Source organism: Streptomyces sp. NPDC002809 (assembly GCF_040295435.1).
GTDB lineage: Bacteria > Actinomycetota > Actinomycetes > Streptomycetales > Streptomycetaceae > Streptomyces.
In genome coordinates this window covers 17,715-31,239 of record NZ_JBEOVJ010000093.1, presented here as the reverse complement: position 1 = coordinate 31,239, position 13,525 = coordinate 17,715, and the positions used below count along the sequence as shown (strand labels likewise).

The 13,525-nt window shown below is 69.2% G+C and carries 12 protein-coding genes and 1 pseudogene; 10 read left to right on the top strand and 3 right to left on the bottom strand.

Annotated elements, in window-relative coordinates:
* Positions 1 to 102, bottom strand: a 102-nt coding sequence (locus ABT025_RS34125) for an Imm53 family immunity protein (RefSeq protein WP_351002537.1), incomplete at its 3' end; no start/stop codon positions are given.
* 69 nt (positions 103 to 171) lie between these two features.
* Here ABT025_RS34125 and ABT025_RS34120 point away from each other — a divergent pair.
* Positions 172 to 607 (top strand): annotated as a pseudogene (locus ABT025_RS34120) (helix-turn-helix domain-containing protein); the annotation flags it as partial.
* Positions 608 to 886: 279 nt separating this feature from the next.
* Here ABT025_RS34120 and ABT025_RS34115 read toward each other — a convergent pair.
* A complete protein-coding gene (locus ABT025_RS34115) occupies positions 887 to 1,585 on the bottom strand; it encodes a hypothetical protein (protein WP_351002535.1) in 699 nt (232 codons plus the stop codon).
* 45 nt (positions 1,586 to 1,630) lie between these two features.
* Positions 1,631 to 5,263, bottom strand: coding sequence for a hypothetical protein (locus ABT025_RS34110; protein WP_351002534.1), 3,633 nt, complete (start codon positions 5,261 to 5,263; stop codon positions 1,631 to 1,633).
* Between the two features lie 275 nt (positions 5,264 to 5,538).
* On the opposite strand from ABT025_RS34110, the gene ABT025_RS34105 reads away from it, so the two are divergent.
* From ABT025_RS34105 to ABT025_RS34065, 9 genes are all read left to right on the top strand, one after another.
* A complete protein-coding gene (locus ABT025_RS34105) occupies positions 5,539 to 7,074 on the top strand; it encodes a phage tail sheath family protein (RefSeq protein WP_351002533.1) in 1,536 nt (511 codons plus the stop codon).
* 69 nt (positions 7,075 to 7,143) lie between these two features.
* Entirely contained in the window at positions 7,144 to 7,587 is a 444-nt protein-coding gene (locus tag ABT025_RS34100) for a phage tail protein (RefSeq protein WP_148016754.1), read from the top strand.
* Complete coding sequence (locus ABT025_RS34095; protein ID WP_351002532.1) at positions 7,587 to 8,030, top strand: hypothetical protein; 444 nt, start codon at positions 7,587 to 7,589, stop codon at positions 8,028 to 8,030. Before ABT025_RS34100 ends, ABT025_RS34095 begins: the two co-directional genes overlap by 1 nt.
* The gene (locus tag ABT025_RS34090) at positions 8,027 to 8,170 is read left to right on the top strand and encodes a DUF6760 family protein (RefSeq protein WP_351002531.1); all 144 of its coding nucleotides are present in this window, start codon (positions 8,027 to 8,029) and stop codon (positions 8,168 to 8,170) included. The genes ABT025_RS34095 and ABT025_RS34090 overlap by 4 nt, the downstream gene beginning before the upstream one ends.
* A gap of 761 nt (positions 8,171 to 8,931) precedes the next feature.
* A complete protein-coding gene (locus ABT025_RS34085; protein ID WP_351002530.1) occupies positions 8,932 to 9,930 on the top strand; it encodes a hypothetical protein in 999 nt (332 codons plus the stop codon).
* A gap of 124 nt (positions 9,931 to 10,054) precedes the next feature.
* Positions 10,055 to 10,492, top strand: coding sequence for a phage tail protein (locus tag ABT025_RS34080; RefSeq protein WP_351002529.1), 438 nt, complete (start codon positions 10,055 to 10,057; stop codon positions 10,490 to 10,492).
* Between the two features lie 5 nt (positions 10,493 to 10,497).
* Complete coding sequence (locus tag ABT025_RS34075) at positions 10,498 to 11,301, top strand: CIS tube protein (RefSeq protein ID WP_351002528.1); 804 nt, start codon at positions 10,498 to 10,500, stop codon at positions 11,299 to 11,301.
* On the top strand, positions 11,298 to 13,208 hold the full coding sequence (locus tag ABT025_RS34070; RefSeq protein ID WP_351002527.1) for a VgrG-related protein: 1,911 nt from the start codon (positions 11,298 to 11,300) through the stop codon (positions 13,206 to 13,208). Before ABT025_RS34075 ends, ABT025_RS34070 begins: the two co-directional genes overlap by 4 nt.
* Positions 13,209 to 13,241: 33 nt before the next feature.
* Entirely contained in the window at positions 13,242 to 13,523 is a 282-nt protein-coding gene (locus ABT025_RS34065) for a PAAR domain-containing protein (protein WP_351002526.1), read from the top strand.
* Positions 13,524 to 13,525: the final 2 nt, after the last annotated feature.

Genomic DNA, 13,525 nt, shown 5'->3' with positions numbered 1-13,525 from the left:
GAGCGTGGCAACCTTCACGCCCCACTCGTGCTCCCAGTCGCCGTCGCACTGCTGCGTGTACCAGTTCTGCAGCCAGTCGAGTGGGGGCTCCGAATTGCTCATGGCAGGAGATGCTAGGCGAGTCGCGCGCCGGGTTCGGGCGTGACTGGTCCGTCCTGCAGGGGAGAAGCGATGGCGGAACCGGTGCGAGTGCGCAGACTGACCGACCAGGAGGGGCAACGACTGCAGCAGATTGTGCGCCGGGGCAGTACCAGCTCGGGCTCGGTGCGCTATCGCCGCGCGATGATGCTGCTCGGCGTCGGCCGGCGGGAACCGGGTGCCGGTCATCGCCCAGCTCGTGGCCGCTGACGAGGACACCGTGCGTGATCTCATCCACCGCTTCAACAAGATCGGCCTGGCCTGCCTGGACCCTCAGCGGGCGGGAGGCCGTCCCCGCCCACTCAGCGCTGACGACGAGGACGCGTTCGACGAGTTCGGGCCGCTCGGCATCCGCCCCACCGCAGGATCCTGCTGGGCGCCACGAAACCGACCCCAGCGGATCCCTGCCACCTACCACCGCACCCACGGCGTCACCTACTTCCACGGCTGCTACTCCATTGGTGACGACGTTCGATCGAGCCATGGTTCTTCTTCGCTTCCGCTGTTCAGCAGGTACGCGCCAGCGCGAGGAAGCCACGCGGTCAGTAGCCGAACGCGTGCTCCTTCTGCGCGTAGGCCCTCAAGTTGTCGGGCGGCAACATCCGCTTGATTGCGGTGACGGCGGCGGCGGACGGGGCGCCTGACTATTCCTATGCTCATCGACACGGTCCAGCGGGAGCACCAGAAGCTGGGGCAGCTGACACTGGCTCCGGAGTCCGGGCCGTACATGCACCTGTTGGTATGAGGGTCACGCGTTCCTTCCCAGCACGCTCATTCGCTCCTCCAGCCGGGCCCGGAGGTCCGACAGGTCGTCACCGGGGAACTCCCGGGCGACTAGGTCGAGCCCCTCACTCAGGTAGGGCAGGGAGACGCTCATGCCATAGTTGTCCGGATCTGGGTCCGCGAAAAGGTACTGCCAGTCGTAGAGGCCCTTGGTGCGCACCAGGGTATCGAGGTAGTCGCCGTAGCCGATGTCGAGACGGGTGGGTCCCTGCCTGAGGTCGAAGTACCAGAGCTCCGGCGGAGCCTGGTCGGGGGCGAGTCGCATCCCGGTGTAAGTCCCGGTTCCACCCACAGGATGGGTCTCGAAGACCCTCAACCCATGGATCAGCCGCTCCTCTTGAGATGCTGTCGCGGAGACCGGCTTCTTCCCGGCTCCGAGGAGCAGCGCCTCACCGATGTGCCTCAGGTGGAATTCCCCGGCGATCGTCTGGAAGGGTTCCAGAGCTCGCCAGGCGAAGACGAGACTGGTATGTCGGTGAAAGTTCAAGGTCAGCGCTGCGGGCAGCGGGGTCTTCTCCACGGCTTGCACGATGTGGAAGGCGTCTTCGGCGCGCTCCATGTAGACGTCCAGCGGACCCCGGTCATAGGTGTCGACGCGCAGGGACTCACACGCCTGGACCTGCTCCACCATCTCTCGTAGTCGGTGCTCGTAGTCGGTTTCCATATCTCCTCCGGGTTGCGCTCATGTGATGAGTTCTTCAGGTGAAGGTCAGTCGAACCTGAGTCGGCCCGCCGCGGCGGCACGGATGAGCTGATTCGCGAGATGCGGAAATCTTCCGGTTGCATCAGTGAGGCCGGAGAATTCCCTCTTCTTCGACTCCTTCTTGATCTTCTTTGCATCTGGCTTGCTTATTCCGAGGGAGTCGAATATGGAGAAATTCACCCGTCGCGCATTGATGCGCAACACATCGTTGGCCAGGTCATTCGGCGGGTCCTGCTTGTCTGAGAACGAGCCACCGCCGCCCCGAGGCGCACGCTCGCTCCATGTGCCGTTCGAGTGGTCGTATCCACCCCATTCGACCTCGATCTCCCCGGGAAATCCGGGGTGCGCCGAGAAGTAGGTGACACCCACCCGATACCAGACCATGCGCTCGTACGCTGCATCCGACGCAGCCTTGTGGAGAGACTTCCTGGCAGGGTTCTCGATGCCGCTGTAGAACATCGGGTTGTTGACGAAGCCTCGCGCCGGGACCAGGTTCGAGTCGACCGCGTCTCCCCCGAGGAAGGCGGGCAGCAGATGCATCTTGACCCAGGCGTTGCTGTCCGGACGGCCCGGTGCCGGATCGTTGTAGGCCTTGGCGATGGCCCAGCCGATCAAGGTCGCGCCGTCGTACGACCTCGCTTCGGTCCCCCTCTTGATGTCCTTGTCGATATAGCTCGCCTTGAAGGGGCTGGCGAGGACGCCGTTGGCCATCGGGGGGAGCACCGGTGGGGGCAGTGGGGGTGTGGCTCCCGGTCGCTTCTCCAGAAGGGCCGCGAGCTGCGCGAGGGCGGCGAGGAGATCGTCGTACGACTTCTGGCCAGCGCTCGCCCCCGAGGGCAGGGCGCGAAAGGCGCTGTGCAGCGTGTTGACCTCGTCCCTCTTCTGCCCGGCAGCCGTCAGTGCCGCGCGGGACGCGCCATCAGGGTCACTGGCGGTCTTCAGTTCGAGTTTCCAGTCCGCCAGGTACTTCTCGATGTCCTGGGGGCTGCTGTGCACGACCAGCCTGGCGTTGGCGCTCTTTCCGTCGAACTGAACCTTGTGACTCTCGTTGTCGAGTGACTGGAACCCCTTCTTGGGAAGCGGGAATGCCGAAGCACTCCCCTCGTCGGCTTCCTTCTTGCCGGCAGGTCCCTGCTTCTCTGGCCGGGACTTATCCTTGAGCCTCCGCCAGAGTGCCTTACCCGTCTTGGCGATGAACCCCACGATCTTGTCGATCGCCCGGTTCACCGGCCGGGCCACCGCATGGAAAACGCTCTTGACCTTGTTGGCCAGGCTTCCGATGCCCAGTAGCGACGCCAGGAACCCAATGAGCAGCGGCACGCTCGCCGCCAGCGCCGTCTCGACCATCTTCGGGACGCTCGCCGAGCCGCCGTTGGCTATCGCCACCACCGCGTCCAGCACCGAGTTGACGAACTCCACGATCTGGGCGCCCTGGTTCACGATGAACGTGACGATGTCGATGATTCCCTTGACCGCGCGGATGAATGCGGAGGCCGGGTTGAGGAGGGAGATGATCCAGGTGATGCCCGCGATGATGACCGTGGGGATCAGGTAGCTGGTGAGTTTTTCCAGGATGGTGGCCTTGAGGTCGCCGACCTCCGCCTGAATTTCCCTGACCGCGCCTGCCGGGCCCTCGCTCGCGATGCTCTTCGCGACCGGGACCGATGTCTCGACCGCCGCCATTGCCTCGTCCGGGACGCCCTTTCGGGTCACGCGGGCCTTGATGTTGTCCCAGGTCAGGCCCAGCAGTGAGCCGATCAGCTGGATGATGCCCTTCATGTCGAACTTCTGGGGGAGTTCGAGGCCCGCCTTGACCGCCGTGCCGAGCAGCCAGGAGACGACGCCGGTCTTCAGGTGCTCCGCGATGTTCGTCACGAAGAGGTTGAGGCCCGCGCCGACCGCCTTGACCAGGTTGCCCAGGAAGCCGATGGGGTCCTTGATGATCTTCATGATGGCGCCGGCGGCCTTGGCGAGGATGCCGAGGAGGAGGTTCTTCAGTTCGTTGATCGTCTTGATGGCGCCGACGATCGCGTCCTTCGCCTTGTCGATCAGGCCCTTGTTGGCTTCCTGAAGCTTCTTGATCTCCTCGTCGATCTTGTTCAGAGCTGCCGTGTACTTCGACGCCAGGTCCTGGACCAACTGTTCCGACTTCTCGTTGACCGTCGCTTCCAGGTCGTCGAACTTGCCCGCGAAGTCCTTGGCCGCCTCGTCGCCGAACTCGCGCAGATCCGCGGGGAGTTTGTCTACCTCGGCCTTCAGCTCCGTGCGGCCCTTGGCGATGCGGGCCTTCGCCTTGCCCAGTTCCGTGCCGATGATGTCGGCGACCGAGGAGATCACCGTCTGCATCTGGGCCACGTAGAGCTTGCGGGCCTCCTGGTAGAGGTCGTTCGCTGCCTTCGGGAGGCCGGCGAACTTGTCCTTCACCCAGCGGGCCTTGCCCGTCCAGCCCGAGTAGCGCTTGTCCTTGTACTTCTTCATCCGGCGCTTGTGGTCCGCCGTGAACGCGTCCCGGGCCGCCTTCTCGCCTGCCGTGAACGCCATGTCGACCTTCTTGTCCAGGTCGGAGAGCGTGGTCTCGACGTCCTTCTTCGTGCCGTCGTAGACCTTCTGGAGCTTCGCCGTCACCTCGGCGCGCTTCTTCTCGTCCTTTGACTTCGTTTCGCCCTTGCCGCCGTCCACCTGCTGGCCTGCCTGGCCGCGCGTCGCGGTGAGGGCTGTCATGGCGGTGGCGCCGGAGGCAGCCGCGCCTGCCTTGGCAGTGGTGAGCTGCTGGTTCTCGGCCGCCTGCCCCTTGGCGGGCGCCTTCGCCGAGTCCGTCTCGGCCGTCTTCTTTGCCGACAGGGCCTCGTTGAACTCCGGTTCGTTGCCCTTGGCCAGCTGGTCCTCGGTGACCTCGGCGTCCGCCATCTCCTTGTCGTTGGCGGCCGGGCCCTCGGAGAAGTCCGTGACGGAGGCGGGTTGCTTGTCCGGGATCGCGTCCGCTGCCGAGGGGGCGCCAGGGTTGCCCGGGGGCTGGTCCGGGGTGAGAGGGGTGACCGGCTTGTCCTTGGCGGCCGACGTGTCCGGAGGGGCCTTCGTGGCCGTGTCGATGTCCTTGGCCGAGGACTCCTTGCCGTCCGTGACCTTGCCGTCGACCTCCTCCTTGACCTTGTCCGCCTTGCCGGACTTGGAGAACTTGTCGGCCTCGTCGAGGTTCTTCGGAGCCTGCGCGTCGATCGCCTTGTTCACCGCGTCGACGAACGCCTTCTTGTCGAACTCACCGGGCTTCGCCGCGTTCATCTTCTCGGCGTTGGCCGCCTTGCCCTGAGCTTCCTTGTCGTCAGGAGGTGCGACCGCCGCGTCCTGGGACGCCTTGGACTCCGCAGCCGCAGGCGGATGGACGGAGAGCCGGGCCTTCTTCGCCGCCACGGCCGCCTTCATACTGCGGAAGCCGGGAGCCTGGGCGGGAGCAGGTTTCACCGGGGCCGTGTAGCGCTGGGCCACCAGGCGGGAGACCGCCGCGTTGCCCGCCGCCCGTTGCAGGCGCTGGATGCTTCGGCGGTCCGGGGGCGCGGAGGGCGAAGCGAGGGCCCGGTCCGTGCGGGGGGCGGCATCGGGGTGGGCCGGTGCGGTGGGGGTCTTCTCCGGAACCGCCTTCATCCGTCCCTCCCGCCAGCCATGGATCCGCCCGGACGTGGTGTGCCAGCGTGCCGCGCGCGTACCGGACGGGTGGAGCGCGTGCGGGCCGTGACCCGGGCACGTCCGCGCGGTGCGTGAGGCGCTCCGGATTGCCTCTTCGGGCAGCCGCCCGTGCACGGCGGGGCGGCCGAGTATCCGTTCCCGGTGATCGAGCGAGTGGCGAGAATTGCCCGCGTTCCCCGGTCCTGGAACGGGGTCGAGGAGAACGTCGAGGAGCGCGTCAAGGAGAGGCTCATATGCCGTCGTACCTGTCCCCGGGCGTCTACGTCGAAGAGGTCGAGTCCGGGTCCCGGCCGATCGAAGGGGTGGGCACCTCGGTTGCCGCCTTCGTCGGCTTCGCCCAGCGGGGGCCGTTCGACGAGCCCACGCTCATCACGAACTGGAGCCAGTTCGTCAGCACCTTCGGCGACTTCGTCGACGGCACGTACCTCGCCTCCGCCGTCTACGGCTTCTTCGCCAACGGGGGCGGCATCTGTTACGTCGTGCGCATCGCCGAGGGAGCCGAGGGAGCCGACACGGGTGCCGGGGAGCTGGCCGCCGGGTCCGAGGTCCAGGTCGGGCCGTACGCCGTCAAGCCCCGGCCGGGCGTGGCCGGGGAGATCAGCGTCGAGGTCGCGGAGGCCGAGGGCGACGACCCGCCCTCCGACGTCTTCCAGCTGATCGTCAAGCGGGACGGCCAGGTCGCGGAGACGTACCCGTCCGTGACCACCAAGCGCAGCAAGGAGAACGTCGCCACCCGCGTCAACGCGAAGTCCGAGCTCATCGAGATACGGGAGACGGGGCGCGGCGCCGCGCCCGCCAGGCCCGATATCCAGTCGGTCGCGCTCGCTCCCGCCGCCCCCGTGGCGGGCGGCGCCGGTTCGCTCGCACCCGAGGTGTACGTCGGTGACGCCGACCGCCGCACCGGGCTCGGCGGGCTCGAAGCCGTGGACGAGGTCACGATGGTCGCCGTGCCCGACCTGATGGGCGCGTACGAACGAGGACTGCTCGACCTGGAGTCCGTCATCGCCGTGCAGCAAGGGCTGATCAGCCATTGCGAGTTGATGGGTGACCGCATCGCCATTCTCGACCCGCCGCCGGGACTCTCGCCGCAGCAGATCCGGGGCTGGCGCACTGAGCGGGCCAACTTCGACTCCAAGTACGCCACGCTCTACTACCCCTGGATCAGCGTCGCCGACCCCGCCTCCGGCCGCGCCACCCTCGTACCGCCGAGTGGCCACATCGCAGGAATCTGGGCGCGCAGCGACGACACACGCGGAGTGCACAAGGCGCCGGCCAACGAGGTGGTGCGCGGGGCCGTGGCGTTGCAGACGCAGCTCACCAAGGGCGAGCACGACCTGCTCAATCCGATCGGGCTGAACTGCATCCGCTCCTTCCCCGGGCGCGGCATCCGGGTCTGGGGCGCACGGACGCTGGCCTCCGACCAGGCCTGGCGCTACCTCAACGTCCGGCGGCTCTTCAACTACCTGGAGGAGTCGATCCTCGCCGGCACGCAGTGGGTCGTCTTCGAGCCGAACGACGATGCGCTCTGGGCGCGTATCCGACGTACGGTCTCGGCGTTCCTGGTGAACGAGTGGCGCAAGGGCTCCCTGTTCGGGCTCACCCCGGACGAGGCGTTCTACGTGAAGTGCGACCGCGAGACCAACCCGCCCGAGAGCGTCGACGCGGGTCAGGTCATCTGCGAGATCGGTGTCGCGCCCGTCAAGCCCGCGGAGTTCGTCGTGTTCCGGCTCTCCCAGCTGACCGGCGGCACCGGGGGCGTCGACGAATGACCGGGTCCTCGGCTCCACCTCGAACAGCAGTGACCGGTCCGTCCTCGAACCTGGCGTAAGGAGCCTGTTGTGCCGCTTCCCGATCTTGACAGTTCCGTCGGGCATTCCTTCGGCCTGGAGTTCGACAGCGTCATCATCAAGCAGATCACCGAGGTCAGCGGTCTGAAGATGGAGCAGGACGTCATCGAGCTGAAGCAGAACACCGCCGACGGCAAGTACGCCATCAAGAAGCTGCCCGGCCGGCCCAAGGCCGGTGAGGTCACCGTCACGCGCGGCCTCACGGAGGACAACAGCTTCGAACGCTGGATCAAGGACTCCCGGTTCGGCCGCATGATGAGCGCCCGGCGCAACGGAGCGGTCATCGTCTACGACTACGAGGGCCTGCCCATCAAGCGGTACAAGCTGATCAACGCCTGGCCGAAGTCCCTGGAGATCGGCACCCTCAAAGCCGGTGACACCTCGGTCCTCACGGAGAAACTGTCGATCACGTACGAGAGCATGGAGCTCGACTGATGCGGCGCACGGTCCAGTTCCAGACTCCTCAGGGGGAGTCGGCGGAGCGGGAGGGCGCCGGGCGGCGCGAGCCGCTGCGTACGGAGTTCGCCTTCGACCTGCCCCGCGGGTACGTCGACGAATCGGGCACCGTCCACCGCTCCGGCGTGATGCGGCTGGCCACCGCCCGCGACGAACTCGTGCCCTTGCGCGACGACCGGGTGCGGGAGAACTCCGCGTACCTGTCGGTCGTCCTGATCTCCCGGGTCGTGACCCGGATCGGCACGGTCGAGGACATTCACCCGGGTGTCATCGAGGATCTCTTCGCGTCCGACCTGGCATTCCTCCAGGACTTCTACCGACGGATCAACGCGGAGGGGCACACCCGCGCCGCCGTCTCGTGTCCGTCCTGCAAGGAGGAGTTCGCGGTGGATCTCGCCGGCGGTCGCCTGGGGGAATCGTGACGTACGCGGCCGACCTGCTCTACGAGGAGGTCGCGTACCTCGCCTACCACTTCCACTGGCCGCTCGACGACCTGCTGGACCTGGAACATCCGGAACGACTGAAGTTCGTCGCACAGATCGCTCGCCTCAACGGGCATTAGCGAGGAGCGCAGGGAGGGCGGGAGAAGTCATGGGGCTGATGTCCTGGCTGCGCGGCGGTCGTTCCACCGGTGGTGACCCGGCCCCCGGCGCTGCGCACGCTTCGCGGCCGGACCGGGAGGGCCGTGTCGACGTGAGCCGCCTGGCACCTGTGCAGCGGTCCGTGACCGGGCAGGACCTAGTGATCGACCCCGGAGGCTTCCAGGCGGCGCTGACCACGCGGCAGGAGACGGCACTCGGTACGCCCCTGGGGCATCTGGTCAGCCCGGACGCGCCGGCCGGGCTGGTGCACGGAGTTGCCCTCGCGGCTCCGGGGAGCCCTGCTCCCGCCGTTCAGCGGGCTGTCGAGATGCCGCTGCGCCTGCGGAGCGGGCCCGCCCCGATGGCCGTCCAGCGCGCTTTCGGGGGGAGCGCTGCGGCTCTGACGTCCGCCGCGGGTACTTCGGCCGAAGCCGATCTGCCCGTACGGCAGTTGGTCGGCGAGCAGCCACTTGTGCAGCGAACGGGGACGCCCGGGAAGACCGGAGCGGGGCCGGACGCGAGTACGGATTCCGGTGCGGAGACATCGCCAGGGCGGGGTCCGGGTCGGGGTCGGAGTCCGGGCGCGGGTCCCACGGCGGTTCAGCGCACCGTTGCCTCCCCCTCGGCGCAGCCACTTCGACGCACGCCCGGACTCGGGGCGCCGCTGCCCGGTCTGCCACCGACCGCTCAGCGACAGGCCGATCGGGCGCCGGACGCCCAGCCACCCGCGCCCCGGCCTCCGGTGGTTCAGACCGAGTCCGCCTCGGCGGAGTCGTCGGACGAACCCTTCGCCGAGGCGGGCGGCGGAACGCCCACGGCCCCGGAGGTGCAGGCGTCTTCCGACGGGACCGGGGCGGCTGGGCCCGTCGCCCCGCTGCTCGGTGACGCCCCCTTGGCCGGTGCGGTGCCCGGGGTTGAGGCGGGCGGGGAGGGCGTGGCCGCCGCGCCCCAGGGCTCCACTGTTCCCGTCCAGCGCTCCGCGCCCGCTCCGGGCGGGCCCGCGCCCGTACCGTCGCCCACCGTCGGCCCGACCGCACCCCTGCTCGGAGAGCGGCCGCTTTCCCTGCGGTCCGCCACCGACCCGGGCGACCCCGGCCCCGCGGCCGGGGCGGCGGTCGTTCAGCGCTCCTCCGAGGGCGGCGGGGTGCAGCCGACGGCAACGCCCTCCGGCCCGCCATCCGCCGTGCCCGTACGGTGGACCGTCCCGGGTCCGGGGGCGCCTTCCGGTCCGCCGGCGGCACTCCTGCAGCGTGAGGTGCCACCCGTACAGCGGCAGACGGGCGGGGCTTCGCCCGTACCCGCATCGGTGGCTTCCCGTGCCGGCAGCCGGGCCGCCGCCTATCCGACCGCCGGTTCCGTCGCAGTCGCGGCCGGGGTGGCCCAGCGCATGGCCGACGGGAGCGTCGTCTTCGGGGCCGCCCCCCTGCGCGGCACGTCACGGCCGGTCGTCCAGCGGGACGCGGAGATCGCCGAGGAACCGCCACCGCTGCCGGAACCCGAGCCTCCGCCCGTAACGGAGACGGAACCGGAGTCGCCATCCGGCACCGAGGTGGATGTGGGTCCGGATGCCTCGCCCGGAGCCGACGCGGCGGCCCGTGCAGGGTCACCCGCGGGACAGGGCGCGCCTCGCGTGACGGACGAGCTGGTCCGGGCGCTCTACGGGCCGCTCAGCCGACTCCTCAAGGCTGATCTCCGGCTCGAACGCGAACGCGCCGGTTTCCACATCAACACCCGCCACTGACGATCAGCGCCCTTCACCGAGTCACCGAGTCATTGAGTTCTGAGTCACCGAGATTCCGAGTCAACGGGTCACTGCGTCACCGAGTCACGCGAATCACCGAGTCACCGATCGAGAGGCATGTGCCATGGCCACCGCCCCGGACGACGACCCCGCCGTCAGCGTCTGCTTCGTCGTGACGATCGACGACATCGAACTCGGGTCGTTCAACACCTGTGACGGGCTGGGCTGCGAAGTGGTCCTGGAGACCCGGGAGGAGGGCGGCAACAACGGGCATCTCTGGCAGCTGCCGACCCGGCTGAAGTACTCCAATGTGAAACTGTCCCGCCCCCTCACCCGGGAGACGGAAAAGGTGGCGCGCTGGTTCGCCACGATGACGACCGGATTCAGCCGCAAGACGGCGCACATCGAGGCGCGGACCGGGGACGGGCGGAAGGTGGCCCAGTGGGGGCTGCTGGAGGTCGTGCCCGTCCGCTGGACCGGGCCCTCGTTCACTCCCGAATCGCCCAAGGTCGCGATGGAGACGATCGAGATCGCCCACCACGGCTACGTGATGGAGGGCTGAGCGGCGTGAGCGGCGCGGGACCCATCGCCTTCAGTGCCGCAGGTACGTCCGGAGTGGCGTCCGCCGCGAAGGGCGGCTCGGCCAGGCCCAAGCTGGAGCACGCCTACCTGGAGCTGCGGACGCCGCCCACCGGGGGAGGGCTCACGCCCGGCGGCCCGTGCGGGCGGATCGACTTCCAGTTCAACCCCAAGGAGCTGAGCCTGACCAAGGCCGCCTCCTGGAAGCGAACGCCGGCCAAGGGGGCGAAGAGCTCCGGGCCTCCGGAGTACCAGGGATCGCAGCCCAGCAAGCTCACCGTCGAGATGTTCTTCGACGCCAGTGACACCCAGGACACCCGGGTGGTGACCTCGGTGGAGCAGCTGTTCGCCTGCTGTGTACCGACGAGCGAGACCCGGCAGCAGCAGCGGTCGTCGCCCCCGTGGGTGGTGTTCCACTGGGGCGGACTCACCGGGTTCCCCGGCTATGTGAGCCAGGTCGCCGCGAAATACACCCTGTTCACCACCTCAGGGGTGCCGATCAGGGCCGTATGCCAGGTCACGATGGAGGAGATCAGCGGCGAGACCCCCGGCCAGAACCCGACATCGGGCGCGCTGGCGGCCCGGCGTGTGCACCGGGTGGCCTCCGGGGACTCGCTGCCCTCGCTCGCCCACCGGGAGTACGGGGACGCCGGCGCCTGGCGGGTGATCGCCGAGGCGAACCGCATCGACGACCCGCTGCGGCTCGCACCGGGGACACAACTACTGCTGCCCGCCCTCGACGAGCTGACCAGACTCGTCGGCAACGACACGGACCGGGGGCAGGGACGATGACCCAACAGGGCGTCACCACCGCGCTCGTGGTGGAGTTCAACGGCACACCGCTCCCCGCGAAGTTCGTCAACACCCTGGTCGAGGGATACGTCGACGACAGCCGTACGCTCCCCGACCTGTTTCTGCTGCGGTTCCGGGACCCCGACCGTGTCCTGCTGGAACAGACCGGTCTGAGGATCGGCAGCGAGGCCCGGCTGCTGGCCCGTGCGGGCGGCGACACGGCACCGAAGCCACTGCTCGAAGGAGTGGTCACGGCACTTGAGGTGGAACTCGACGAGACCGGCACTTTCACCGTCGTACGAGGCCTCGACGAGTCCCACCGGCTGCTGCGGGGGCGGCGGGTCGCCAGCTACCAGAACATGACGCTCGCCGACATCTGCGGTCAGGTCGCCCAGCGCGCCGGACTGAAGCCGGGAACGGTGGACGTCGCGGGCCCGGTGATCGAGCACATGGCCCAGCCCAACGTCACCGACTGGGAGTTCGTGCGCGGGCTCGCCGAGGAGGCCGGTGCGCAGGCGTACGTGCGCGACGGGCAGCTGCACGTCACCCGCCCCGCCGAGGCGAGCGGGGCGCCGGACGGATCCGCGCGCGCCGGCCGCAACCCCCTCGTCCTCGAACTGGGCGACAACCTGCTGCGCTGCCGCGCCGGTGTCTCGGCCGCCGAGCAGGTGTCCGAGGTGGAAGTACGAGGCTGGGACGTCGGGGCGAAGCAGCCCGTGGTGGGCAGGGCCCCGGCCGGCACGTCGTCGACGCTGGAACTCGGAGTGACGGCGGCCGAGGTGTCCGCCCCCTTCGGCGAGGCACGGTTCGTGGTGACGGACGCCGCGTACGGGGCGCAGGCAGAGGTGGACCGGGCGGCGAAGGCGCTGGCGGAGCGGATCGCCGGGTCGTTCGCGGAGCTGGATGCGGTGATCCGGGGAAACCCCGAGGTCAGGGCCGGCAGCGCGGTGGCACTGAACGCGGTGGGCGCACCGTTCGAGGGCCGGTACACCGTCACCTCCTCGCGGCACGTCTTCGACGCCGTACGCGGCTACGAGACCTGGATCACCGTCTCGGGGCAGCAGGAACGCTCGCTGTTCGGGCTCACCGGAGGCGGCGGGCCGGGGCCGGCGGGCGCGGCCGGGGGAGGGGGGCGGTGTGCCGGGCTGGTCAACGGGACGGTGACGGACACCCAGGATCCGGAGGGGTCGGGCCGGGTGAAGGTGCGCTTCCCCTGGCTGTCGGACGAGTACGCGAGCGACTGGGCGCGCACGGCGCAGTCCGGCGGGACGGGCGGCGGCGAGGCCTTCATCCCGGAGGTCGGGGACGAGGTGCTGGTCGGCTTCGAGCACGGGCACCTGGACCGGCCCTACGTGCTGGCCGGGCTGTACAACGGGCAGGACCGTCCCGGTGGGGGAGGTGGCGGCGGTGCCCCGGCCCCCGGGGGAACGCCCGGTGAAGGCGGAGATCTCGTCGACCCCACCACCGGCGCGGTGAACCGTCGCGCGTTCGCGTCCAAGAGCGGAAACCAGCTCGAACTGCTGGACGCGGCGAACGGCCCGCAGGGAGTCAGGCTCCGCACCGGCGACGGGAAGCTCACGATCGACCTGGACCGTCGGGGCACGGCCGTCGTCATCAACAGCGACGGCAGCGTGACGATCGAGGCCAGGGAACAGGTCTCCGTCAAGGCGGCCAAGGGGGTTGCGCTGGACGCCGGAGGCGGCGCGCTGGAGCTCCGCGGCGACAGCGTCACGGTGACGTCCCGCAGCGGGGTCGCGCTCGACGGCGGGAACGGCAAGGTCGCGCTCGCCACCGGCGGCGCGGTGGAGGTCAAAGGCGCCCAGGTCACGGTCGACGGCACCCAGCGCACGGACGTCAGGAGCGGGGGGTCGGTGGCCGTCAACGCGCCGATGATCACGCTCAACTGACCTGCCGCAACCAGGGGAACAGGAGTACACCGCATGCCGCCAGCAGCAGCCGCACGGGTCACCGACCCCACCGGACACCCCGGCACGGTCGGTCCGCCGGGAGTGCCGGCGGTCCTGATAGCCGGGAAGCCCGCCGCCACGGTGGGCACCTCCCACCAGTGCGCGTCGCCCGCGGCCCACCCGCCGTCCACGATCGCACCGCCGGGCAGCTCCACCGTGCGGATCGGCGGCAGCCCCGCCGCCCGCGTGGGCGACCTGAGCGGCTGCGGGTCGCCGATCGTGTCGGGGTGCCCCACCGTACTGATCGGAGGCTGAGC

Coding starts and splice junctions, on each gene's coding strand:
- ABT025_RS34115 (WP_351002535.1), bottom strand. CDS start 1,585: ATGGAAACCGACTACGAGCACCGACTACGAGAGATGGTGGAGCAGGTC.
- ABT025_RS34110 (WP_351002534.1), bottom strand. CDS start 5,263: ATGAAGGCGGTTCCGGAGAAGACCCCCACCGCACCGGCCCACCCCGAT.
- ABT025_RS34105 (WP_351002533.1), top strand. CDS start 5,539: ATGCCGTCGTACCTGTCCCCGGGCGTCTACGTCGAAGAGGTCGAGTCC.
- ABT025_RS34095 (WP_351002532.1), top strand. CDS start 7,587: ATGCGGCGCACGGTCCAGTTCCAGACTCCTCAGGGGGAGTCGGCGGAG.
- ABT025_RS34080 (WP_351002529.1), top strand. CDS start 10,055: ATGGCCACCGCCCCGGACGACGACCCCGCCGTCAGCGTCTGCTTCGTC.
- ABT025_RS34070 (WP_351002527.1), top strand. CDS start 11,298: ATGACCCAACAGGGCGTCACCACCGCGCTCGTGGTGGAGTTCAACGGC.
- ABT025_RS34065 (WP_351002526.1), top strand. CDS start 13,242: ATGCCGCCAGCAGCAGCCGCACGGGTCACCGACCCCACCGGACACCCC.